At 39.5% G+C, this 23,987-nt stretch carries 21 protein-coding genes; 1 reads left to right on the plus strand and 20 read right to left on the minus strand.

Annotated features, from left to right (window positions below):
* Positions 1 to 53: 53 nt before the first annotated feature.
* The 6 genes from FHY47_RS07990 to FHY47_RS08015 all read right to left on the minus strand — a co-directional run bounded on the left by FHY47_RS07990 (position 54) and on the right by FHY47_RS08015 (position 8,513).
* On the minus strand, positions 54 to 1,337 hold the full coding sequence (locus FHY47_RS07990) for a dihydrolipoamide acetyltransferase family protein (protein WP_148630096.1): 1,284 nt from the start codon (positions 1,335 to 1,337) through the stop codon (positions 54 to 56).
* A gap of 28 nt (positions 1,338 to 1,365) precedes the next feature.
* Positions 1,366 to 2,349 carry an alpha-ketoacid dehydrogenase subunit beta gene (locus FHY47_RS07995; protein WP_066104899.1) on the minus strand — a complete coding sequence of 328 codons (984 nt, stop codon included), beginning with the start codon at positions 2,347 to 2,349 and terminating at the stop codon, positions 1,366 to 1,368.
* A gap of 3 nt (positions 2,350 to 2,352) precedes the next feature.
* Positions 2,353 to 3,357, minus strand: a complete 1,005-nt coding sequence (locus FHY47_RS08000) for a thiamine pyrophosphate-dependent dehydrogenase E1 component subunit alpha (protein WP_139892477.1) — start codon at positions 3,355 to 3,357, stop codon at positions 2,353 to 2,355.
* A 34-nt stretch (positions 3,358 to 3,391) separates the two neighbouring features.
* A complete protein-coding gene (lpdA, locus tag FHY47_RS08005; protein WP_066104904.1) occupies positions 3,392 to 4,813 on the minus strand; it encodes a dihydrolipoyl dehydrogenase in 1,422 nt (473 codons plus the stop codon).
* A gap of 208 nt (positions 4,814 to 5,021) precedes the next feature.
* On the minus strand, positions 5,022 to 6,119 hold the full coding sequence (gene bcd, locus FHY47_RS08010; RefSeq protein WP_148630098.1) for a branched-chain amino acid dehydrogenase: 1,098 nt from the start codon (positions 6,117 to 6,119) through the stop codon (positions 5,022 to 5,024).
* A gap of 330 nt (positions 6,120 to 6,449) precedes the next feature.
* Positions 6,450 to 8,513 (minus strand): sigma-54 interaction domain-containing protein, encoded by a 2,064-nt coding sequence (locus tag FHY47_RS08015; protein ID WP_066104908.1) that lies wholly within the window; start codon positions 8,511 to 8,513, stop codon positions 6,450 to 6,452.
* A 148-nt stretch (positions 8,514 to 8,661) separates the two neighbouring features.
* Between FHY47_RS08015 and FHY47_RS08020 the strand changes: the two genes are divergently transcribed.
* Positions 8,662 to 8,910 carry a DUF2627 domain-containing protein gene (locus tag FHY47_RS08020; RefSeq protein ID WP_066104911.1) on the plus strand — a complete coding sequence of 83 codons (249 nt, stop codon included), beginning with the start codon at positions 8,662 to 8,664 and terminating at the stop codon, positions 8,908 to 8,910.
* A 332-nt stretch (positions 8,911 to 9,242) separates the two neighbouring features.
* Here the strand turns inward: FHY47_RS08020 and FHY47_RS08025 are convergent, their stop codons facing one another.
* The 14 genes from FHY47_RS08025 to folD all read right to left on the minus strand — a co-directional run bounded on the left by FHY47_RS08025 (position 9,243) and on the right by folD (position 23,957).
* Positions 9,243 to 9,545, minus strand: coding sequence for a hypothetical protein (locus FHY47_RS08025; protein WP_066104914.1), 303 nt, complete (start codon positions 9,543 to 9,545; stop codon positions 9,243 to 9,245).
* A complete protein-coding gene (locus FHY47_RS08030; protein ID WP_139063837.1) occupies positions 9,545 to 9,775 on the minus strand; it encodes a helix-turn-helix transcriptional regulator in 231 nt (76 codons plus the stop codon). The genes FHY47_RS08025 and FHY47_RS08030 overlap by 1 nt, the downstream gene beginning before the upstream one ends.
* 655 nt (positions 9,776 to 10,430) lie before the next feature.
* The gene (locus FHY47_RS08035) at positions 10,431 to 11,156 is read right to left on the minus strand and encodes a glycerophosphodiester phosphodiesterase (protein ID WP_140462039.1); all 726 of its coding nucleotides are present in this window, start codon (positions 11,154 to 11,156) and stop codon (positions 10,431 to 10,433) included.
* A 453-nt stretch (positions 11,157 to 11,609) separates the two neighbouring features.
* On the minus strand, positions 11,610 to 12,401 hold the full coding sequence (gene spo0A / locus FHY47_RS08040; RefSeq protein ID WP_066104919.1) for a sporulation transcription factor Spo0A: 792 nt from the start codon (positions 12,399 to 12,401) through the stop codon (positions 11,610 to 11,612).
* Positions 12,402 to 12,660: 259 nt separating this feature from the next.
* Positions 12,661 to 13,947, minus strand: coding sequence for a SpoIVB peptidase (gene spoIVB / locus FHY47_RS08045; RefSeq protein ID WP_066104920.1), 1,287 nt, complete (start codon positions 13,945 to 13,947; stop codon positions 12,661 to 12,663).
* 182 nt (positions 13,948 to 14,129) lie between these two features.
* The gene (gene recN, locus FHY47_RS08050; protein ID WP_066104921.1) at positions 14,130 to 15,842 is read right to left on the minus strand and encodes a DNA repair protein RecN; all 1,713 of its coding nucleotides are present in this window, start codon (positions 15,840 to 15,842) and stop codon (positions 14,130 to 14,132) included.
* 17 nt (positions 15,843 to 15,859) lie between these two features.
* The gene (gene ahrC, locus FHY47_RS08055) at positions 15,860 to 16,309 is read right to left on the minus strand and encodes a transcriptional regulator AhrC/ArgR (RefSeq protein ID WP_066104923.1); all 450 of its coding nucleotides are present in this window, start codon (positions 16,307 to 16,309) and stop codon (positions 15,860 to 15,862) included.
* A 145-nt stretch (positions 16,310 to 16,454) separates the two neighbouring features.
* Positions 16,455 to 17,291 (minus strand): TlyA family RNA methyltransferase, encoded by an 837-nt coding sequence (locus FHY47_RS08060; RefSeq protein WP_066104926.1) that lies wholly within the window; start codon positions 17,289 to 17,291, stop codon positions 16,455 to 16,457.
* Between the two features lie 2 nt (positions 17,292 to 17,293).
* A complete protein-coding gene (gene dxs / locus FHY47_RS08065) occupies positions 17,294 to 19,189 on the minus strand; it encodes a 1-deoxy-D-xylulose-5-phosphate synthase (RefSeq protein WP_066104929.1) in 1,896 nt (631 codons plus the stop codon).
* A 5-nt stretch (positions 19,190 to 19,194) separates the two neighbouring features.
* Positions 19,195 to 19,809, minus strand: coding sequence for a CNNM metal transporter family protein (locus FHY47_RS08070; protein ID WP_066104932.1), 615 nt, complete (start codon positions 19,807 to 19,809; stop codon positions 19,195 to 19,197).
* Positions 19,810 to 20,528: 719 nt separating this feature from the next.
* On the minus strand, positions 20,529 to 21,416 hold the full coding sequence (locus FHY47_RS08075) for a polyprenyl synthetase family protein (RefSeq protein WP_066104933.1): 888 nt from the start codon (positions 21,414 to 21,416) through the stop codon (positions 20,529 to 20,531).
* 1 nt (position 21,417) lies between these two features.
* Complete coding sequence (xseB, locus tag FHY47_RS08080) at positions 21,418 to 21,654, minus strand: exodeoxyribonuclease VII small subunit (protein ID WP_066104937.1); 237 nt, start codon at positions 21,652 to 21,654, stop codon at positions 21,418 to 21,420.
* A 1-nt stretch (position 21,655) separates the two neighbouring features.
* Positions 21,656 to 22,999, minus strand: coding sequence for an exodeoxyribonuclease VII large subunit (xseA, locus tag FHY47_RS08085; protein ID WP_066104940.1), 1,344 nt, complete (start codon positions 22,997 to 22,999; stop codon positions 21,656 to 21,658).
* A 109-nt stretch (positions 23,000 to 23,108) separates the two neighbouring features.
* Positions 23,109 to 23,957, minus strand: coding sequence for a bifunctional methylenetetrahydrofolate dehydrogenase/methenyltetrahydrofolate cyclohydrolase FolD (folD, locus tag FHY47_RS08090; RefSeq protein ID WP_066104942.1), 849 nt, complete (start codon positions 23,955 to 23,957; stop codon positions 23,109 to 23,111).
* Between the last annotated feature and the right edge of the window lie 30 nt (positions 23,958 to 23,987).

A 23,987-nucleotide genomic window follows, 5' to 3' on the forward strand; every position in this document is an offset into this window, starting at 1 on the left:
TGATTCAAGTAGATAAAAGAAGACACACATACTGTGTGCCCTCATGTTTTCTATTAATATAGCGGTGTATTTTCGCTTGTGATATGTTCCAGGATATCTTTCACTCGAGCCAAAAACCTTCCGCATACCAATCCATCAAGAATACGGTGATCTAGTGATAGACATAAATTGACCCGATCCCGGATAGCAATCATATTGCCGTGCATGACAACTGGTTTCTTGACAATTGACTCCACTTGCAAGATAGCGGCCTGTGGATGGTTTATAATTCCCATCGATTGGATGGATCCAAATGAACCAGTATTATTTACCGTAAAGGTACCGCCCTGCATATCCTCGGACTTTAATTTACCGGAACGGACCTTTTCAGCCAATTCATTAATTTCACGCGCGATCCCTTTAATTGTTTTTTCATCTGCATATTTAATAACCGGAACATACAACGCTTCATCCGTCGACACAGCAATCGAGATATTAATATCTTTTTTCCTGACAATTTTATCTCCAGCCCACATTGAATTCATTTCTGGAAACTCTTTTAATGCTTGAGCAACCGCTTTAACAAAAAAGGCAAAATAAGTTAGATTATAGCCTTCCTTTTGCCTAAATTCCTTCTTAAGTGAATCACGGTATTGAACGAGATTGGTTACATCCGCTTCCACCATTGTCCATGCATGCGGAATCTCATGTTTAGAACGCATCATATTTTGTGCAATAGCTTTCCTTATACCAGTTACAGGTATTTCTCGATCTCCACTTTCTATCTTCATATCACTGCCTGATGATTTTTGCTTTACACCCAAATCAGGCTCATACATCTGAGTATCCGCTTTCGGTTCAGCATTTTCAATGTTAACTTGGGCCTTAGCAGCAGTGCCGCCCTCCACAGCTTTCAAAATGTCTTTACGAGTAATTCGACCGCCGGCTCCGCTTCCAGCCACGTTTTCGAGGTTAATCCCATGTTCCTGGGATAATTTTAATACGGCCGGAGAATAACGTGCCTTATTAGATTGGTCGGTCTGAATTAGCGATTCACTTTTTTCCTCAGAACGATTCTTTTCTTCCTTTGGTGCCTCTTCAGAACTATCAGGCTCTCCTGCTAGTTGGATACTGCACATGACTTCCCCGACAGGAAGTGTCTCTCCCTCTGCTGCAATCAAATCTTTAATTACTCCAGTAAAGGAAGATGGAACTTCGGCATTCACTTTATCCGTCATTACTTCAGCTATCGGGTCATATTTATTCACTCGGTCACCGGGCTTTACAAGCCAGCTCGAGATCGTCCCTTCTGTTACACTCTCCCCAAGCTGCGGCATTTTCATCTGTTCTATTGGCATTCGCTATTTATCTCCTTTCGCAATCAGTTTAAAATTCTGCTAATTCTCTCATGGCTTTTTCCACTTTTTCCGGGTTGACCATAAAATATTTTTCCATAGTTGGAGCATATGGCATCGCCGGAAGATCAGGACCTGCTAAACGTTTAATTGGTGCATCCAGCTCAAACAAGCAGTTCTCGGCAATGATCGCCGCCACCTCGCTTATTATGCTGCCTTCCTTCGTATCTTCCGTTATCAATAGCACTTTACCAGTTTTGGAGGAAGCCTCGATAATTGCTTCCTTATCGAGGGGATACACTGTCCTTAAATCTAAAACATGCACTGAGATTCCATCCTGAGCTAATTTTTCAGCAGCCTGAAGCGCAAAGTGAACACAAAGTCCATAAGTGATAACCGTAATATCATCTCCATCTCTTTTTACATCCGCTTTGCCTATCGGCAATACATAATCATCATTGGAGACTTCCCCTTTGATCAGACGGTACGCACGTTTATGCTCAAAGAAAAGTACAGGATCTTCATCACGTATTGCTGCTTTTAAAAGCCCTTTTGCGTCGTATGGTGTAGATGGCATAACAATTTTTAAACCAGGCTGGTTGGCAAAAATGGCCTCTACTGATTGTGAATGATATAAGGCACCGTGTACCCCACCACCGTAAGGAGCACGTATGACCATCGGACAATGCCAATCATTATTGGACCGATAGCGGATTTTGGCAGCCTCAGAAATGATTTGGTTTATTGCCGGCATAATAAAATCCGCAAATTGTATTTCTGCAATCGGTCGCATTCCATACATTGCAGCTCCGATTCCTACCCCCGCAATAGCAGATTCAGCCAAAGGCGTATCAATTACTCGATCTTCACCAAATTGCTCGTACAGCCCGTTTGTAGCCTTAAACACTCCTCCTTTTCTGCCAACATCTTCACCAAGGATAAAAACTTTTTCATCTCGTTCCATTTCTTCTTTCATCGCCATGGTTATTGCATCAATATATGAAATGACAGGCATGGTTTACTCTCCTTCCGTCTCAGCATATACAAACTTCAAAGCATCTTCTGCTTTTGCATACGGAGCATTTTCAGCGTAATCTGTTGCTTCATTTACGATTTTCATGACCCTTTTATTGATTTCTGTTTCTTTCTCTTCATCCAGAAGGTCAATTTCCTTTAAATACGCCCCAAATGTGAGAATCGGATCCTCCGTTTTTGCCTTTTCCACTTCATCTCGAGCACGGTAGCTTCGATCATCATCATCACTTGAGTGCGGAGTAAGCCGGTAGGATACAGTTTCAACCAAAGAAGGGCCTTCCCCGCGTCGGGCACGGTCAGCAGCCTCTTTAACAGCTTTATACACTTCGAGCGGATCATTGCCATCTACTGTGACACCAGGCATCCCATATCCAATAGCTCGGTCTGACACTTTTTCACAGGCTAATTGTTTTTCAATTGGTACCGAAATCGCATATTTATTATTTTCAACCATAAAAATAACAGGGAGTTTATGTACACCAGCAAAATTGGCACCTTCATGAAAATCTCCCTGATTTGATGAACCTTCACCAAAAGTTACAAATGTAACCAAATCTTTCTTTTCCATTTTTCCAGCCAATGCGATTCCGACTGCATGGGGAACTTGAGTGGTAACCGGCGATGATCCTGTTACAATTCGATTTTTCTTCTGACCAAAATGACCTGGCATCTGCCTGCCGCCGGAGTTTGGATCTTCCTGCTTGGCAAATCCTGAGAGCATCAACTCAGTTGGTGTCATACCAAATGTTAGAACTACCCCCATATCGCGATAGTAAGGCAGTACATAATCCTTTTCCCTATCAAGGGCAAAAGCTGCTCCAACCTGAGCTGCCTCCTGACCCTGACAGGAAATCACAAACGGAATTTTCCCAGAGCGATTTAACAGCCACATTCTTTCATCTATACGCCTTGCCATCAGCATTGTTTCATACATTTCCAATACCATTTCGTCCGTTAATCCCAGGACTTCATGCCTGTTTTTTGTCATTTAGTAAACCTCCTCTAAAGCCTTGCTCAAATTTTTACGAATGAATCGCTTTTCCATCAACAGCCAGAGCTGCTTCTCCAATCACTTCAGACAATGAAGGATGCGGATGAATAGTATGAGCAACCTCCCAAGCTGAAGCATTTAATACAAGGGCCAAGCCTGCCTCAGAAATCATATCTGTTACATGCGGGCCAATCATATGTACACCTAATAAATCATCCGTTTCTTCATCAGAAATCATTTTCACAAAACCGTCTGACTCTCCGAAGACCAATGCCTTTCCAATTGCTTTGAACGGGAATTTTCCGACCTTGACCTTATGACCGCGCTGAATAGCTTCATCTTCTGTGATTCCTACACTTGCTGCCTCAGGACTACTATATATGCATCTGGAAATAAAATCGTATTGGATAGGATGTGGACTTTGGTTAGCTATATGCTCCACTGCAGTGATTCCTTCATGGCTTGCGACATGAGCCAGTTGCATGCCTCCAATCACATCACCAATGGCATAGATATGCGATTCCTTTGTTTGATAAAACTCATTAACAGCTATTACGCCGTTATCAATTTGTATATCGGTGTTTTGAAGACCAATCCCTTCAACATTAGCCTGGCGACCAACCGATACAAGAATTTTTTCAGCCTTATATTCCTTCTTTTCTCCGTTTAATTCTGCGGATATGGATACGCCCTGTCCAGTTTGCAGCGTTTCTGGCATTACTTTTGCTCTAGTAACGATCCTAATACCTTTTTTCTTTAAGATCCTTTGCATCTCTTTCGAAATATCTCGGTCTTCTGTTGGTATAAGACGATCTGCGTATTCCAGTATAGTTACCTCTACTCCAAAATCAGCCATCATGGATGCCCATTCTACTCCAATAACTCCTCCTCCGATAACAAGCAAAGAAGATGGTAATTCGGATAGCTGTAAAGCTTCATCTGATGTCATTACGAATTCACCGTCAATTTTTAAACCCGGCAAGGATTTTGGTCTTGAACCTGTTGCAATAATGACATTTTTCGGAATTAACATTTCATTTTCCATTCCATTATTCATCTCAACTGAAATGGTCCCTGGCATTGGCGAAAATATGGATGGTCCAAGAATGCGTCCATACCCTTCATATAAATCGATTTTTCCTTGTTTGATTAGATGTTGCACACCTTTATGGAGCTGTTCAACGATTCTTTCTTTTCTTTCCTGTGCCTTTAGAAAATTTAGACGAGGTTCGGATACTTCCACACCAAACTCTTCTGCATGTTTGATAGTTTGGTAGACCTCAGCACTGCGTAAAAGTGCTTTTGACGGTATGCATCCAGCATGGAGACAGGTTCCGCCTAGCTTGCCCTTTTCAACAATAGCTGTTCTCAAACCTAACTGGGAGCCTCTTATGGCTGCTACATAGCCGCCTGTGCCACCGCCCAAAATGACCAAATCATAATCAGTTGCCATTTAAAATCCACATCCTAACATCTATATTCAGTACTTAATATTTAAGGGATACACACTTTCTCATATAACTCCATCCTAATTCTACTGGTCTTACCACATGGTCAGAGGTTATTAAGTTAACCCTCATTCACAAACCAAAAATGAGCCTTATTAGAGAACAAGAATCCGCAAGTTTACACGTATACGGACTCTTGATTCTCAGGTGACTCTAACGGCGACGATTTAGTATATGGCGGCCGTTTAATAAAAACTGGCTTCTGGATTGTTTTAATTTTTCAATTCTCTCCTCAGCCATTCGGTCCGCTGCAACATAGGTCGGAATTCCGTCTCTTTTAGCAATCTCTATGACTCTTTCAATATTGCTATATATACCCTCTACTTTTTTCAACGCCCGATCCTTGTTATAGCCATATAATTCATCCGCGACATTAATTACCCCACCGGCATTAATTACATAATCAGGTGCGTAAACGATACCCATTTCATGAATGGCATCTCCATGACGAGTTTCCTTTAATTGATTATTAGCTGCACCCGCAATTACTCTTGCTTTGATTCGCGTAATAGTTTCATCATTTATAGTTGCACCAAGCGCACAAGGTGCATAGATATCACAATCGACACTATATATATCTTCAGGATCCACTGCTTTTGCTCCAAAATCCTCCACAGCACGATTCACTGATTCTTTATTAATATCTGTAACTATTAATTGTGCACCCTCTTCATGTAGATGCTTACAAAGATTATAGGCTACGTTTCCTACTCCCTGGATAGCGATTACTTTTCCTTCCAGCGAATCTGTGCCAAATGCTTCTTTTGCTGCTGCTTTCATTCCTCTGTACACGCCATAAGCAGTGACAGGGGATGGATTTCCTGATGAACCAAAAGCAGGTGAAATACCCGTTACATAGTCCGTTTCCTCATGGATAATATCCATATCAGCCACTGTTGTTCCTACATCCTCAGCCGTAATATATCTTCCATTCAACCCTTGAATATAACGACCAAAGGCACGGAACATTTCTTCATTTTTATCTTTACGCGGATCACCGATAATAACGGTTTTACCTCCGCCGAGATTCAGGCCGGCAGCTGCATTTTTATACGTCATTCCCTTCGCTAATCGAAGAGCGTCCTCTATTGCAGCATCCTCTGTATCATATGTCCACATTCTTGTGCCGCCAAGCGCAGGTCCGAGGCTTGTATCATGTATGGCAATAATAGCTTTTAAACCAGATTGTTTATCCTGTACAAACAGCAATTGTTCATAATCATATTGCTCCATATATTTAAAAATTTCCATTTTTCATTTCCCCTCTCTATCTTCGGTCTAACCTTTACTTTTTACTGACCTTTTCACACTTTAAGATTTAAAATGAAGTTATTTGGCTTTTTAGGTCCTTTTAGGGTGTTGACCGTAGTTGAACTTGCCTCCTCTGCAGACTTGTTATGAACAGCACAGCTGCTGTAAAACTCAAGCCACCATCTTGGCCCCTTGTTTTGGTCCACCCACAGTCTTTAGATGCAAGAATCGTGCCAACATGAATTTTGTTGAGTAATCTACCTTTTTAGAAGAATCTTTTTTCATAGAACCTGCAAAAATTTGCACATACGAAAAATTCTGCATGCAAATTTATTCAAGACTAAACTTTTGCAATTTATAATAAAAATTACGAATAGACAAACCTAGATCACGGCTGGCAGCAGTTTTATTCCCATTATGCTTTTCTAAAGAACGCATAATAATGCTTTTCTCCACTTCATCCAATTGATCCGCTAAACTTTGTTTATCATTTATTGTTGATCTTTTTTCGATTGTATGGTTAGGAGAACCTTCTGCAGCCTTCAATAATTTTTCAGGTAAATGCCTCTTTTGTATAATTTTTTCATGCTGATCCATAAAAATTATGGCTCTCCCTAATATATTCTCTATTTCCCTTACATTTCCAGTCCAATCATATTCCTGAAGCATGATGAGTGCCTCACCGCTTATATCCTCAATACTTCGGCCATACTCCAAATTCAACTTTTTGATTAAGTGGACGCATAATGGGGGAATATCTTCCTTACGTTCCCTTAAAGGCTCAATATATATAGGCATTCTGTTAATTCGGTAATATAAATCTTCTCTGAAGTTTCCTTTTGCAATCGCTTTCTCAAGATTGACATTGGTCGCTGTTATCACACGCACATCAATGGAAATAGGCTTGGTTCCTCCTACACGAACTATTTCATTCTCCTGCAAAACGCGAAGAAGCTTCGCCTGCATATTTTGAGAAAGCTCACCAATTTCATCAAGAAATATGCTGCCATTATTGGCTTCTTCAAACAGTCCTCGTTTACCGCCACGCTTTGCACCTGAAAAAGCTCCATCTTCGTAGCCAAATAACTCACTCTCTAAAAGCGACTCCGATATCGCTGCGCAATTCACGCGGATGAATTTATTATATTTTCGATCACTGGCATTATGGATTGCATGGGCGAATAGTTCCTTGCCTGTACCCGATTCACCCCTCAATAATACGGTAACTGGCGTACGGGCGCATAAACGGGCCTGCTCCAATGCCAATTTCATCTCTTTAGATTGGCCAATAATATCGTCAAATGTATATTTAGCTTCTAGATTACGAATGATTTGTCTCGCCCTTTTCAATTCCTGTGTCAGGCTTTGTATTTCAGAAAGGTCATGAATGACGCCAACGCTTCCCTTCAAATAACCATTCACCATAATCGGTGCTACATTAACCACCACATCCCGGTTCGATGCCCCCACCTTCATTCGTACGCCTCGGACAGGTTTTTTTGTTTTCAAAACCTGCATATGCATACTTTTACCTTCTGTAATATCTGCCGTAGCAGGTTTGCCCAGGACATCCTCTTCGGTCAACCCGGTAATTCTGGTATACGCAGGATTAATTAAGATTCCATTCCCATCCTCATCCACTACAGTTATGGCATCTTCACTCGAATGAATAATAGCTTCGAGCATGTTTTGAATATGCTTTAAATTTGTAATTTCCTCTGCTAAGCTTGTAAATTCCGTGATTCCTTTGAAAACGGCCAAAGCTCCCAGTAAACCGCCTTCTTCATTCTTGATAGGCATTCTGGTTGTTACCACATCTAAATTTTTATCCAAATGAGCCCGTTGATTGCTCTCCGTTTTTCTTGTTTTGAGGATTTCAGGAAGACGGGACGCAGGAATAACTCTATGTATGTGCTGACCGATTGCTTGTTTTCTGGGGACACCCGTAATCGTTGCTGCAGCCTGATTAAAAAAGATTATTTTCTCTTCTGTATTTATAAGTACCATCCCGTTATCGGTCGCATTCAAAACTAATTCATGTAAATAAGCCTCTTCTTTCGACTTCCTGATTAAACTTTCTTTCTCTTGAATCAGATTGGCTAACAGAAAGGCAATCTGCCCGTGAACTAAAAGAGTGTGATTACTTTTATGGCGGGCTATATCCTGGTAAACTTGCTCATCCCCTGTCACTTCAAAAATGATATCCGAGCCATCAGTGATAAAATCTACCCAATCACTACCTGTTTTTATATGATTTTGTTCAGCTAATTGAAGTCCCACTGCACTCGAATGACGATCCACCACTCCTATAACCTGATAATCCTTTGCCTCAAGTAAGATTTTTAAAATGGATAGCCCTCCAGTGCCCGCCCCAATAATCAAAACTGTTTGCAAGGCAATCTCCTCCTTTTGAAGTGAGGGTACAGAATAGTGCAAATTTTTTCATTGTTTCCTCTATCATAAGTTATTTGAATAAACTTGACAAATTTTCTATATTTTATAAAGTTGAAGATAGAAATACACTTGATCAGGACGTGATGAATTGCAACGGATAATCGCCTTTGCGCTTTTATTGATTCCGGGCCTTCTAACCGCACTCGGAATTAAATGGATGAGAGACATGATTTTTGGCAGACTCAGCCCAATGCTACCTGCCCTTTGGGTACAATTTTTATTAGGTTTACTATTATTTATTGGCGGACTTTCTTTTATTGCCGGATTCGTGTTTTATCGCGATCGAAAACGTAATAAAGTTCAAAATCGATTTAGTGAGAAACCTGTCCGTAAATGAATTTCAGGTGATCCTTACAGGCATACAACCATTAAGTTTTGCAAGGGTGCCAATAGAAGTACCAATTTTGAAGACCAGATCCTACATGATTTGGTCTTTTTTTATGACACATATTTAAAAGAGTTGGTAATTGAAATGTTATTTAAATTAATCGCTATATGAGGATAAGGCAGGAGGTGAGGGAATTATAAAAGGATTTGTTCGTAACCTTGGTACTTATGACTAAAGAAGGAGACAGCTTTTATTGGCTGTCTCCTTAATTGACCTAATTTCGCAATTAGTTCTAAAAGATGTAAAACTATTTTATTTAATGGCTGAACTTCCAGTAAACTTTATGAAATCCTTTTCAAATTATATAAACTAACAGCGTGAATAATATAGGTTCCAGTTAATAAGAACCATATAGCCATTTTGTAACCATCAAAAGAAAATGGTGTTATAAATTCATCAATTAAAAAAATAAAGAACCATCCTAATATGAATATCGGGAAAGCAATTGAGTAAGATGTGTTTAATATACCCTTCCCTCTCTCATCCTTACTCTCGTCTCCAAATTGGAATTTCACACTAAAGAACACAGAACCAAAAAAGATCAATATATACGCGATTATAGCGATAAGCAGAAACACTGCCATTATAACCCCTCCCCTTTTTTTCTATACTGGAATACTTCATTAATCCCAACATTAAAAGCTTCTGCAATATCAAAGGCTAGCACTAATGACGGGGTATAGTTACCTTTTTCTATCGAAATAATTGTCTGTCTGCTAACCCCTGCGCTTTTAGCTAAATCCTGTTGAGTCATTTTTCGTTCGGCTCTTAGAATACGAATTCTATTTGATAATAAATATCCCTCTCCTCCCACACAAGCCCTCCTTTGTAAATATTTGTTAAGTTAATTGTAAAACTAATTTTACCAAAAGTAAAGTTTGTTTTACAAATTAGTTTAAAATTGGTAACCTCATTCCACTCTTCTAACCGTTAGCTGAAAAAGTATATATTCGTTTTCCATTTCCGAAATACCTTTTTTCATACTAAAAAACGAACGTATACAATACGTTCGTCTGTTATAATGCTATTCACGAAACACGATTCCACGCTTCGACTATATCACGATTAGAAAGGCTCCAACCAAAAGATATCCTATTGCTATATCCTACTTTAGTTGATCTATTTATGTACGCATATATCTAATTTTAAACCAAAGGCTGCCCATTTTAGTCTACTTATATGATCTGCCTTCTTGCAAATACTTTTGGTAGGCCTCTTTTACTTTATCTTTTCTTGGCTCATCTTTTAAAAGATAATTATGTACCTTAGTTATAAGGTATAAGCTTCTGACAAGACATCCTAATACTATTCCCAAAACAATTATACCGCCATATAAGTAGCCAAATATCGCAAAGGTAAAATACCCTATAACTATGCAGCCGACGATACAGAGTAACACTAACAATTCATCATCCCCTATTTATCTATATGGATAAATATACCACGAAAATGGATAAGTTCAGATGAAATTATTGATATTGATTCCTGAGCTGAATCGCTTTATCTGGGTCATCCGTAATAAATGCAGTGCATCCCACCTTAAATAATCGCTTCATATCTGCTTTGCGGTTCACCGTATAAGGCCTGACTGCAATCCCAGCTTTCATAGATTCCTCAATGATTTCATTAGGTGCTGCTTTGTATTTTGGATGAATCCCTTTCGCTTTTATCGAGCTTGCATAAATCCAGGGCATATATAGCCCATCTGAGTATAATGGCGCTGTTTCAATCTCAGGAGCCAATCGATGACAATAGACCATACTATAGTGATTAAACGAGGACAAAACCGTCCTCTCTTCCATGTCATACTCACGAATCATTTCAATCACTTTTTCTTCCATGCCTGGATAGGGAAATACCCCATTTTTTAATTCAATGTTCAATAGTAAATCATTTGTAGCCAACCACTCCATAACTTCCCGAAGAGTAGGTATACTAGCAAATTCTACAGTTTTGGAGTTATTGGCAGCATTGAGCTTTTTAATCTCTGCAAGAGTAAAATCACGAACATTACCTTCTGAGTCTGTCGTACGGTCAACCGTTAGATCATGGATGACAACAAGCTCACCATCTTCCGTTAATTGTACATCCAATTCAATCCCATCTGCACCTGCATTAAAGGCTTCGATAAAAGAAATCATCGTGTTTTCCGGATACACAGCAGCATATCCTCTATGTCCAAATATTAATGTCAATATTCATACCTCCGTTCAAAACATATAAATTCCTATTCCCTATATCAGTTTATTTCATGCATCTATTTTATAGGACAGGATTTAGAATACAAACTAACAAAACCGGAGGAAGTAGGATATTTTCTCTGGAGGTAATTATTAAACAGTATTCCCGTAAAGGTAGCTGTTCTTTCATTTTCGAGTCTCACAAGATTAGGAAAATCTGCAAGGCATAAAGCTAGGGGAGTACATGAAGAAGGGGTTAAAACAAAACGGGTAAACTTTTGTAGCTAATATGTGGTATTTAATCCAGATTAAAGGTCAGATGATTAGAAAGAAAAGAAGTATCCATGCAAATTTCATTTCACAGATACCTCTTTATGATAATAAACCAGACAGTTGGTACATAAGGTTTATTAATTAATCGCGTCGCACCACTAAGGGTTAGATCACAAGTACGTCAATTACATATGATTAAGATGCTTTATGTTCGAGTCGAAGCTTATCAGCGACCATTGCAATAAACTCACTGTTTGTCGGTTTCGCTTTCGTCATACTGACTGTGTATCCAAATAATGAGGAGATGGATTCAATGTTTCCTCTGCTCCATGCGACCTCAATTGCATGTCGAATAGCACGTTCTACACGGCTCGCAGTAGTGTTGAATTTTTTCGCAATATCCGGATAAAGGACTTTAGTAATCGAACCAAGCAGTTCAATGTCGTTATAAACCATAGAAATTGCTTCACGTAAATACATATAGCCTTTAATATGCGCAGGTACCCCAATCTCGTGGATAATGCTAGTGATACTTGCATCAAGGTTTAGAGGCTTAGATTCCGATGGCTGACGCGGTGTATATGTGCTCGTTCTCGCTATGCCAGCACCCTTTTCACCTGTCTGTCTAATATGATTGACAAGGTTATCCATATCAAATGGTTTAAGTATAAAATATGACGCTCCTAGTTCAACCGCTTTTTTCGTAACATCTTCCTGGCCAAAAGCAGTTAACATGATGACATTCGGAACACTCGTTCCTTTTTGAGAATCTTTAATTCGCTCCAAAACGGCCAGACCATCCAAATGCGGCATGATAATATCAAGTACTAAAACATCCGGCGTTTGCTGTTCAAGCATGCTTAAACAATCCTGTCCATTATGGGCAACCCCTGTAATCTCCATATCCGGCTGTTCTGATATATACTCTTCCAATAAAGCAACAAGTTCACGATTGTCATCAACGACACATACTTTTATTTTTTTCAACCAGATATCCTCCTCAGACATTTCCTTTATTTTCTATCATTTCTAATCTTTATTCTAACCGAGAAATTCGACATTGCAATATAAAAAGCATTGAAAAAATGAAAAATACTTAAAATTATATATTAATACAAGTTTTGCTCCTGAATCCTCTTTATTTCGACTGTTTTCGTCTTAACATGCAAATAATATTATTCAATTGTCGAAAAATCTCCACTCTACTCCCCATTATACTACCAATAAAAGGAAAAAGCAGGCTGAATTACCCTGCTTTTTGATCCTTTTGATAGATATTAATACCTGCTTCATTGAGCATCCATTCAATATGAACTCCGTATCCGCTTGTTGGGTCGTTGACAAAAACATGCGTGACTGCGCCAATAACCTTCCCTTTTTGTATAATTGGACTCCCACTCATTCCTTGCACAATCCCGCCAGTTTTGCTTAATAAATCTTTATCGGTAACCTTCAAAACCATTCCTTTAGTTGCCGGAAATTTTTGCGGAATAGTACTGATTATCTCAATATCGAATTTCTCTACCTTATTTCCGTTCACAACTGTATAAATCTCAGCTGGTCCTTCTTCGACTTCATTTGATAAAGCAATTGGCATTGGTGTATCATTTACTCCATTGTCCACTTGCCGATTCAACCGTCCAAAAATACCGAATGGAGAATTACGGTTTATATTCCCGATTACTTCCCGATCAGCTGCAAAACGAGCCAGCTTTTCTCCAGGATTTCCATTGCTTCCTTTTTCTATCGAGGTAACGGTTGACTTAACAATTTGACCATCCTTCACTACAATTGGCTTTTTTGTATCCATATCAGAAATAACATGACCTAAAGCCCCATATTTTCTCGTCTGTGGATGGTAAAAGGTCATTGTACCTATACCCGCAGCTGAATCACGAATATATAACCCCAATTTAAATACTTTCTCATTCTTATCCTTTAAAGGAGATAATTGTTTGGTCAATTTTACATTATCCCGAAATATATCTACAATCAGCGGTTTATTATTCTTCTCAAATTCCTGAACGAAAGGAGCGACATCCTGCATTTTGGTAATTGGTTTCCCGTTTATAGCAGTAATAATATCTCCAACTTGCACTCCTGAAATCTCACCTGGCGAAAGGTTGCCTTTCTCGGTTGCTATTTGATGATGGCCTACCACAAGGACACCCAATGTATTCAATTTCACTCCAATGGATTGCCCTCCCGGAATTACCTTAAAATCCTTTAAAACCTCTATGTCAACCGTTTTAACAGGAATACCTGCAATATTAAAAACGACTTGGTTATACCCATTTTTAGAGCCCTTAATATTCAGAGCCTTGGAACGATTATCAATTAAAACTCCAGAGTTTGCAGAGACCACTTCTGCGTTAAGGAACTGGCTTTTTTTAAATGATTTATTTTGTCCTTCAAATAAAGTAAGTTTGGTGGGAATTTCAAAATATTTTTGCATTGGGTGGCTAAAAATAACGGCTAACAGCGAAACAAGGAGAAATACACCGAAACATTTTCTTATTGATATCGATTTCATCCATTCACTCTCCTCGTTTCTATGGCTACCCTTATAATTTTGCCGAGAGGGATTGACTTTATAACAAAAGTACAAAATAAAAAGCTACCCATTATGGATAGGAATAACAATGGTAAAATATTTACATAAGATAATTTTAATGAGGAGACAATAGTATTGAAAAAAACTGAGGAGAACGCTCCTCAGTTTGTCTTTATATTGTATTTAATTTGATCAGCCTGATTCAGCATTTCTTTTACATGCTCTTCTGTTAAAGCTGTTAATTCTTTACCGGAAATCATTCGGCCAATCTCTATTACTCGTTCCTCTTTTTCAAGCGGTTTGACATTCGTTTTTGTACGGCCTTCTGTAATTTCCTTAGAGATAAATAAATGAATGTCTGCCATAGCTGCTACCTGCGGCAAGTGACTGATACATAATACCTGCGAGCCTTCCGACACACGGTATATCTTTTCGGCTATTGCCTGTGCAACCCGTCCGCTGACTCCTGTATCTACTTCGTCGAAGATAATCGATGTGATTCCCTGGTGTTGAGAGAAGATATTTTTGATAGCCAGCATAATACGTGAAAGTTCTCCACCGGAGGCTGTTTTGGATAGCGGCTTTACAGGCTCGCCAGGGTTAGCAGAAATATAAAATTCCACCTGATCTATCCCGTTCTCACCAATAAGATTGGATTGATCTTGTCCAGAATGATGAAAATACACTTCAAATACGGCTTTATCCATGTACAGCTCTTTAAGTTCACGGTGGATTGCGTCCGTTAGAAGATGTGCATATTTTTGTCTCAGCTCTGACAGATTTGTGCCCTCTAGGATTACTTCTTTCTCTAAAGCTGATAGCTGGGTTTTTAATTTTTCAAGATGTGTTTCGCGATTCAATATCGTATCAATCTCTTCCTCAATGGTTGCAGCATACTCCAGAATTTCCTTGATCGTCTTACCATATTTCCGCTTCAAATGATTAATTTCATTAAGTCTTGCATCAATATCATGAAGTCTTTCAGGATCAAACTCCAATAAATCCAATTGGGAACGAATCGAGCTTGTTACATCCTCAAGAATATAAAACGCATTTTTCACTGATTCAGATAACTCTTTATATTGTTCATCAATGTGTTCAATTCCTTGTAGGTCTGTCATCGCATTACCGACCCAATCAAGTCCGCCATTCTCATTATTTAAGGACATATAGGAATTATGTAGACTTTGGTGAACCTTTTCAAAGTTACTCAGTTTATGCTTTTCCTCCATTAATTGCTCTTCTTCATCAATCTCCAATTCAGCCTTTTGGATCTCATCAAATTGAAATTGTATCAAATCAAGCCTGTGTGCCATTTTCTGCTCATTTTCACTTAATTTTTTCATTTGCTGACGGGTTTCATTATATTGCTTATAAAGCTTCCGATATTCAGTCAGAGATTGTTTAATATCCTGCTCGCCAAATTGATCCAATAAAGGGAGATGAAAATCGGGATCCATTAACTCCTGGTGTTCATGCTGTCCATGAATATCAATTAATTTTCTCCCTACCTCTCTTAAGGTTGAGATTGTAACCATCTTCCCATTGATTCGGCACACACTTTTCCCTGAGGTATACATATCTCTTCTGATAATAATTATATTGTCTTCAGATTCAATCCCAAATTCTTTTGCTTTCTCTATGGCTGGGTGTAATGAATCCGGCAACTGAAACAAACCTTCCAGTTCAGCTTTTTCTTCACCATGTCTTATGAATTCAGACGATCCTCGTCCACCGGCCAATAGCTGTACTGCATCAATGATTATAGATTTACCGGCACCTGTTTCACCAGTAAGTACAGTCAAACCTTTATCGAGGGAGAGCGTTTGTGATTCAATGATGGCGAAATTACGAATGGAGAGTTCCAATAACATCTTTCATCCCAACTTTCTTAAAGCATATCAAGAAAACGTTTTGATATGATTTCAGCATCTTTTTCATCTCTGCAAATAATTAAACATGTATCATCTCCGCAAATCGTTCCGAGAATCTCTTCCCAATCCAAATTGTCCATTAACACACCAATTGCCTGAGCATTACCTGGTAATGTTTTCATGACCAATAGATTGTTGGCTGAATCAATTCGCACGAACGCATCTACCAATGCCCGTTTAAGTTTTTGAAAAGGGTTAAAGCGCTGATCTGCTGGCAGGCTGTATTTATAGCGTCCATCCTGCATTGGTACTTTTGCCAGATGCAGTTCTTTAATGTCTCTTGATACAGTCGCTTGCGTAACATTTACCCCTTCCGCTCTTAAAATATCCACTAAATCATCTTGTGTTTCAATATTATTATTTGTAATGATTTCACGTATTTTTATATGTCTTTGACCTTTATTCATCTAGTTTGACACCTCTCAATATAATGCCTTCCATACCTAATGTTAGCGGATTTTGTCACAAAAGTACATGTATTTTATGTATTTTTATGCAAGGATTGCATAAAGAAATAACCCCCATGGCAAAGCCACCGGGGGATTAAACATTTCACTTATCTTCACCTTTATTCGTTTTTAACGCTTCGTGTGCCGCTTCAACTACCTGCTCAAGATTCACGACTACATCTTGTGTACAATCGGAACCTTCCCCTGGCCAGTATAAATGGAATAAAAATTCAATATTTCCATCCCCGCCTGTAATGGGGCTAAAAGTAGCTTCTTTTAGTATATAGCCTTCCTGGATAGCAAAGTCTCGAATTTGCTCCACAACTTGAAGATGTACTTTTTTATCACGAATAATTCCTTTTTTTCCAACCTGCTCACGACCAGCTTCAAATTGCGGTTTTACAAGACTTACAACATCGCTTCCAGGCACAAGAATTCGTTTTAAAGCCGGTAAGATAAGCTTTAACGATATAAAAGAAACATCAATTGTAGCAAATTCTGGCAGACCTTCAGTGAAATCCTCAGGTACTGAATGACGGAAGTTCGTTCTTTCCATTACGACTACCCGCGGATCCTGTCTCAGCTTCCAAGCCAGTTGGTTATAACCGACATCAACAGCATATGATTTTTTTGCACCGTTCTGCAGGGCACAGTCTGTGAACCCTCCCGTCGATGACCCAATATCAATCATTAACTTATCCTTAACGGAAATAGTAAATGTCTCCATAGCCTTTTCCAGCTTGTAGCCGCCTCTTGATACATAAGGCATTACTTGCCCTTTTATGGATAGCGGCGCATCGGTAGCTATTTTTTCACCAGCCTTGTCCATTCGCAGGTCGTTTGAATAAACAATACCAGCCATTACTGCCCTTTTTGCCTTTTCTCTTGTTTCCGCTAATCCACGTTCAACCAATAATACATCTACACGTTCTTTTTTCATATTTAATACGCCTTTTTCGTCACTTTATAGGTCATCTTAGATAATTTTTCTACCACTTGTTCAGCAGTTAGGTTGATATCATGAAGCAATTTACCAACGCTGCCATGTTCTACAAATTCATCCGGTATTCCAATTCTTTCGATATAGGCTTTATGGAATCCATTTTCCTCTGCAAATTCAAGTACTGCGCTTCCGAAACCTCCCTGAAGAACAGCTTCTTCTATTGTTAGGATTGGCAAATTGGCAGACATTAATTCTGAAAGCATTTCATGATCCAATGGTTTTATAAAACGAGCGTTTACTACCTTCACATGAATATTATCCTTCTGGAGTCTATCAGCTGCTTCCATCGCCATTGGAATGGTTGTGCCGAATGTTAATATGACAGCATCATTTCCTTCACGCAGGACCTCCCAAGTACCAATCGGGATTGTTTTTAGCTCTTCATCCATCGGAACACCCATACCATTTCCTCTCGGGAATCGCATGGCAATCGGACCATCATTATATTGAATAGCTGTATTCACCATATGCTGTCCTTCATTTTCATCTTTAGGCATCATAATGACCATATTAGGCATAGGGCGCAGGAAGGAAATATCAAATACACCCTGATGGGTTTCTCCATCTGCTCCAACAAGTCCTGCCCGATCAATTCCAATGAAGACATTTAATTTTTGTCGGCATATATCATGAAGAACCTGGTCATAAGCACGTTGCAGGAATGTAGAATAAATCGCCAGGAATGGCTTCATTCCCTGCGTGGCAAGTCCTGCAGCAACAGTAGTCGCATGCTGTTCCGCTATTCCGACATCAAACATTCGATCAGGGAATTCAGAAGCAAATCCGAGCAGCTTCGAACCTACCGGCATTGCCGGAGTAATCGCTACAATTCGCTCATCTTCTCTCGCCAATCTTCTGACTGTTTCGCTGACAAGTGCACTCCATGCAGGAGGTGCATTCAATTCCTTGATTATATCGCCTGTCTCGATTTTATATGGCCCCGTACCATGCCACGTACCAATTGCATCTGTTTCCGCAGGTTTATAACCTTTTCCTTTTTTCGTAATCACATGCAAAAGAACAGGACCTTTTGTTTTTTTAGCATATTTAAGGTTTTCAGACAAATCTTCAAAGTCGTGTCCATCAACCGGACCTAAATAAGTAAAGCCCAGTTCCTCAAAAAACATTCCGGAAACAACCAGATACTTCAAACTGTCTTTTATACGTTCAGCTGTATTAGCAAGCTTGCCACCCACAGCCGGTATTTTTTTAAGCAGTTGTTCCAGCTCATCTTTAACATAGTTATATTTGCCTCCTGTCCGCATTCTTCCGAGAATAGAATGCAGGGCACCTACGTTTGGAGCAATGGACATCTCGTTATCATTTAAGATAACAATCATATCTTTTTTTTCATGTCCTATATGGTTTAATGCTTCAAGGGCCATACCACCTGTTAAAGCACCATCACCAATAATAGGAATGATAAAGCTTTTTTCTTTTTTCAAGTCACGAGCAATCGCCATACCCATTGCAGCTGACAAAGAAGTTGAGCTATGACCTGTCTCCCAAACATCATGCTCACTTTCATTCATCTTTGGAAATCCACACAGCCCTTTGTATTGACGGAGAGTTTCAAACTGACATGCCCGCCCTGTCAATATTTTATGAACATAAGACTGATGGCCGACATCCCACAAAAATTTATCCTTTGGGCTATTAAACTCCTTATGTAAGGCGAGCGTTAACTCTACTACACCCAAGTTTGGTCCAATATGCCCGCCGGTAACAGATAGTTGTTTAATTAAAAAATCCCTAATATCCTGTGCCAAAGACTCCAATTCCGCATTGGACATCTTTTTAAGAAAAGATGGGTCTTTTATGGATAGCATATCCATCAGGATCACTCACTTTCATTTCTTTTTCTTTTGAGTCTCTTTCCCTTATTTTCCTTTATAATAACAATTTGGAAATGTTCTTCGAGAATGTACAATACTTTGCCCACTGCAAATATAATATCCTTTGAATATCGAATAGCAAGGGTTTTGCCCATTGCTTTACCGCCCACTGTCAATGCTGCGATTAAACTCGTTAAAATAATCGAACCAACACTTTCAGCTACTGACGCTTCATTCCAGTCAAAGCTGATTGATAATTGCACAATCACAATTGCAGTTGCTGTTCCACTAACAATACCCGAAATATCCCCGATTACATCATTGCAGAAGCTTGCAAACCTATCGGCATTTCGAACGATCCGAATAGAATGCTTCGCTCCGTGTACCCGATTGGAGGCCATTGCATGAAAAGGAATTTCATCAGCAGCAGTAGCTGCAATACCAATCATATCAAAGAAGATACCAATAAGTACAATGCTAAGAACAATCGCCAAACCACTTATCCAACCAACGCCATTTAAAGCTACGGTAGATACGACTGTAAATATAGCTGCAAGAAGAAACGTAATAACGGTAATCGTAACTGTCCATCTGGCTGATTCTTTCAATATTTTTTTCATAATATATATACTCTAACCATCCTATATGCAAAATAAAGCCTGCTATCAGCAAGCTTTTAAAGTAATTTTTATAGGAGAGTGGTCATATAGGAAGTTAATTTTACGGCTTAGGTCCAGTAGGATTTCCCAGTCAGTTACCGAATGTCGCCATATCGGCGGTTCCCCTTTAAATCTGACTCAACTGCGTTTCCGTCAATTGGACTGGATTGCCACTTAGTCCGTACCTTAATCCTTCATATATGTCATTGAACAGTCTAGGAGATTTCCCCGACAGCCCTTAACCAATTCTTTAGCCTCTTTTGCAAAGCCGATTTCATGCGATGGCAGTAGATATATCAATGGCCAACTGATGTATATACGCTCCTTTCGCAATCCCCTCAAACTTCACTCAAGGCAGGCTACGCTGCACACAGTTTCCTGTTTATGCAGGTTTTCCAATATTCCAATTTATTTTCAAATCAGAATAAAGCCTCCGCGAAACCAGGGTCAACGCCCACATGCCATTGTGGATCGCCCTAATTCCTTACTTCCTGAATCGACCCAAAGCTGGGCGCCCCGAGCCAATCCAAGAACCATCATCGATGTGCCCTTTAGTGAATTTTTAGGCTCACTCTCCAGAACGGTAGACCGACTAGAATACTGCACCACTCTTAGATACCAAAAAGTATAGCATACATCATAATTCTAGGTAAGTGGATTTGGATGGAAAACCTTCCAAATCAATGGTCACGGTTTGCTACCAATTCAACAAACTTCAGTAATAAGGTCTCATTAAAATCAATTTCGGAAAGTAATATTCTTGCTGAATGAATATGCTGATCCAGCATTATTTTAGCTTTATCCATTGTTAAAAGGGATGGATATGTACTTTTATGATTAGTAACATCGCTTCCTACAGGTTTACCTATTACACTTTCGGAACCCTCAACATCAAGAATATCATCGCGGATTTGGAAAGCAAGGCCAAGATGGCGGGAAAACTCCCTTAGCTTCTCCTTCTGTTCCAAGCTTGCTCCCGCAAGTATGGCTCCGGCCATAATGCTGTACCCAAGTAGTTTACCAGTCTTATTTTCATGGATATACTCAAGACCCTGTAAATCAACACCATTTTCCTCTGCTTCTATATCGGCCACTTGACCCCCAACCATGCCCTCAGCTCCGGCTGCTCTCGCCAATTCAAGAACTAATTCAAGTTTGACTGACGGGTTTATTTCATATTTAGACTGATTAGCAACGACTTCAAATGCTAATGTAAGGAGTGCATCGCCCGCCAGGACTGCCATTCCCTCTCCAAATACCTTATGGTTCGTTGGCTTGCCTCTTCTTAGGTCATCATTATCCATACACGGGAGATCGTCGTGAATCAATGAATACGTATGTATCATTTCAATAGCACATGCTGTATCAAGGCCAATCTCTCCCTCTTTGCCAAAGGCATGTAAAACAGCCAGCACTAATAAAGGCCTTAGTCTTTTTCCGCCGGCTTCCAAAGAATAACCCATTGCCTTTTGGAGAGTTGACGGGGTATTTAAATTAGAGACGATTTCTTCCATCCTTGACTCAATTTGATGTTTATTACTATTTAAGAAGGAAGCAAACTCTTCCATGTTACTCCTCCTCATCAATGGAAAATGGCTTAAACGCATCTTCTTTCATAATTAACGTTAATTGCTCTTCAGCTGTTTTAAGCTTATCATGACACCATTTGGATAACTCCATTCCTTCTTTGTAAAGATTAATCGACTCTTCCAATGGTACTTCTCCATCCTCGAGTCGCGCCACGATTCCTTCAAGCTTAGACATTGCCTCTTCAAATGTGATAGCAACCTCTTCCTTTTTACTCATATCAATCACTCTCCCTAATATCATTAACCGTACAGTCGATTTCACCGTCTTGTACAACAACTGTTATTTGATCGCCTATTTTTACAGACTCAGTTGATTTTATCAAGTTATCTTCATCTTTATAAACCAGTCCAAACCCCTTTTCCATAATCTTAAGAGGGCTGACTGCCTCAAGAAGCGTTACCGTATTCAAATAATCCCGCTGTTTACTTTTAACTGTATGGACAGCCGCACGGGTCATGCGAGACTCTATTTGTTCAATTTCACGTATTTTTCTCGATATCGAATTCAATGGAATATTACGCTCCACCGCTTTCGTGAGTGCCAACAATTGGTCTTGTTTACGTTCGAAATAAAGCTTGCTGTTCCGTGAAATACGCTCCGCCACTCTATCCAGCTGCTCTAATTTTTGTTGATATAACAGGTGGGGATATTTGAAAGCATATGATTTATGAATAGCAGACAAGCGATTTTTCTCTGTTTCAATCCGCTGATTAGAGTAACGAATCAGCTTCGTTTCCATTATAGTAATCCGTTCTGCAATATCACTTACCCTTGGCGCTGCCATTTCTGCTGCCCCAGTAGGAGTAGGAGCTCTTAAATCAGCTACAAAATCACTGATCGTTGTATCTGTTTCATGGCCAACAGCTGAAATAATCGGTATTTTAGAAGCATAGATAGCTCTTGCGACTATTTCTTCATTAAATGCCCATAATTCTTCAATAGATCCACCGCCCCGACCGACAATTAAGACATCAATCGGATACTCATTTGCTTGTTCAATCGCTTTTACGATAGAGGGTGCTGCCTGTTTCCCTTGAACTAAAGCCGGAAAGATCAAAATTTCCCCAATTGGATAACGCCTTTTTAAGGTCGTAATAATATCGCGAATCGCAGCTCCAGTTGGAGACGTAATCACTCCAATTTTAGCCGGAAACAGGGGGATTGGCTTTTTATACATCCTTTGAAAGAGTCCTTCTTGCTCGAGCTTTTTCTTCAACTGCTCAAATGCAATAAAGAGCTCTCCAATCCCATCAGGCATCATTTCTTTTATGTACATTTGATATCCGCCGGTAGGTTCATAAACACGTATTTCTCCTCGCAACAGAACCTTCATCCCGTTTTCAGGAGTAAACGCGAGCGATTGTGCAGATTTAGCAAACATCACCGCATTAATTCTTGATTTATCATCCTTTAATGTCAAGTACATATGACCGCTGGAATGCTTTTTGAAATTTGATATTTCTCCCTTTACATAAATATCCGCAAGATGAGGATCTGCATCAAATTTTCGTTTAATATACTTGGTTAAGGCGGCCACAGTTAAATATTGATTTTTCTCCATTTTATATATGGCCTCCTTCTTCGAATTATTATTTTACACATAAAAAAGCTGCCGTAAATGTTATTATAGCAATTTTCGGCAGCTTTTTATAATCATACTCTTTATTATTTTACAAAGATTTTTTAGCAACTTGAACCGTATTATACATGAGCATCGTAATTGTCATCGGACCAACACCACCGGGAACAGGCGTGATATAAGATGCTTTGTGTATGACATCATCAAAATCGACATCACCGCATAATTTATTCGATTCATCCCTGTTCATACCAACATCAATTACTATAGCGCCTTCTTTTATATCATCCGCTTTAATCATTTTAGCAATTCCCACCGCTGCAATCAGGATATCGGCCTGCTTAGTGAAGTGTCTCAGATCGACTGTTTTTGAATGACAATAGGTTACGGTCGCATTCTCATTTAAAAATAGCTGTCCGACAGGTTTGCCGACAATATTACTTCGACCCACAACCACAACATGTTTACCGGCAATCTCAATTCCTGTTTTTTGTACCATTTTTAATATCCCAAATGGTGTACAAGGCAACAATGCCTCCTGCTTGGTCATCATTCGGCCAATATTAATTGGGTGAAAACCATCTACATCCTTAGCAGGATCAATCGTTTCAATTACCCGTTTTTCATCAATATGCCCCGGTAAAGGTAACTGAACTAAAATCCCATGGATATCCGGACGATGATTCAGCTCTACAAGCTTATCAAGAAGCCTGTCTTCGGAAATAGATGCAGGGTAGGTGATCAACTCGGATTTCATCGCCAATTGTTCACATGCTTTTTCTTTATTTCGCACATATGTTTGCGATGCCTGATCGTCACCGACCAGGATAACCGCAAGACCTGGTATAATGCCGTTTTCTTTTAATAATTCAACTTCACTTGCAATCTCTTCGCGGATTGTTGCTGATATCGATTTCCCGTTAAGTATCTGTGCCGGCATGACAGCAGCTCCCCCTTAAAATCTTATCAT

The sequence above is a fragment of the Bacillus sp. E214 genome (assembly GCF_008087365.1).
Classification (GTDB): Bacteria; Bacillota; Bacilli; order Bacillales; family Pradoshiaceae; genus Pradoshia.

What these genes read in the sequence shown, in the direction of transcription:
- xseB (WP_066104937.1), bottom strand. Translation starts at nt 21,654, where the DNA reads ATGAGTAAAAAGGAAGAGGTTGCTATCACATTTGAAGAGGCAATGTCT.
- recN (WP_066104921.1), bottom strand. Translation starts at nt 15,842, where the DNA reads ATGTTATTGGAACTCTCCATTCGTAATTTCGCCATCATTGAATCACAA.
- FHY47_RS08075 (WP_066104933.1), bottom strand. Translation starts at nt 21,416, where the DNA reads ATGGAAGAGTTTGCTTCCTTCTTAAATAGTAATAAACATCAAATTGAG.
- FHY47_RS08070 (WP_066104932.1), bottom strand. Translation starts at nt 19,809, where the DNA reads ATGAAAAAAATATTGAAAGAATCAGCCAGATGGACAGTTACGATTACC.
- lpdA (WP_066104904.1), bottom strand. Translation starts at nt 4,813, where the DNA reads ATGGCAACTGATTATGATTTGGTCATTTTGGGCGGTGGCACAGGCGGC.
- FHY47_RS08025 (WP_066104914.1), bottom strand. Translation starts at nt 9,545, where the DNA reads ATGGCAGTGTTTCTGCTTATCGCTATAATCGCGTATATATTGATCTTT.
- FHY47_RS07995 (WP_066104899.1), bottom strand. Translation starts at nt 2,349, where the DNA reads ATGCCTGTCATTTCATATATTGATGCAATAACCATGGCGATGAAAGAA.
- dxs (WP_066104929.1), bottom strand. Translation starts at nt 19,189, where the DNA reads ATGGATATGCTATCCATAAAAGACCCATCTTTTCTTAAAAAGATGTCC.
- bcd (WP_148630098.1), bottom strand. Translation starts at nt 6,119, where the DNA reads ATGGAAATTTTTAAATATATGGAGCAATATGATTATGAACAATTGCTG.
- ahrC (WP_066104923.1), bottom strand. Translation starts at nt 16,309, where the DNA reads ATGAATAAAGGTCAAAGACATATAAAAATACGTGAAATCATTACAAAT.
- FHY47_RS08060 (WP_066104926.1), bottom strand. Translation starts at nt 17,291, where the DNA reads ATGAAAAAAGAACGTGTAGATGTATTATTGGTTGAACGTGGATTAGCG.
- FHY47_RS07990 (WP_148630096.1), bottom strand. Translation starts at nt 1,337, where the DNA reads ATGCCAATAGAACAGATGAAAATGCCGCAGCTTGGGGAGAGTGTAACA.
- FHY47_RS08000 (WP_139892477.1), bottom strand. Translation starts at nt 3,357, where the DNA reads ATGACAAAAAACAGGCATGAAGTCCTGGGATTAACGGACGAAATGGTA.
- folD (WP_066104942.1), bottom strand. Translation starts at nt 23,957, where the DNA reads ATGCCGGCACAGATACTTAACGGGAAATCGATATCAGCAACAATCCGC.
- xseA (WP_066104940.1), bottom strand. Translation starts at nt 22,999, where the DNA reads ATGGAGAAAAATCAATATTTAACTGTGGCCGCCTTAACCAAGTATATT.
- spoIVB (WP_066104920.1), bottom strand. Translation starts at nt 13,947, where the DNA reads ATGAAATCGATATCAATAAGAAAATGTTTCGGTGTATTTCTCCTTGTT.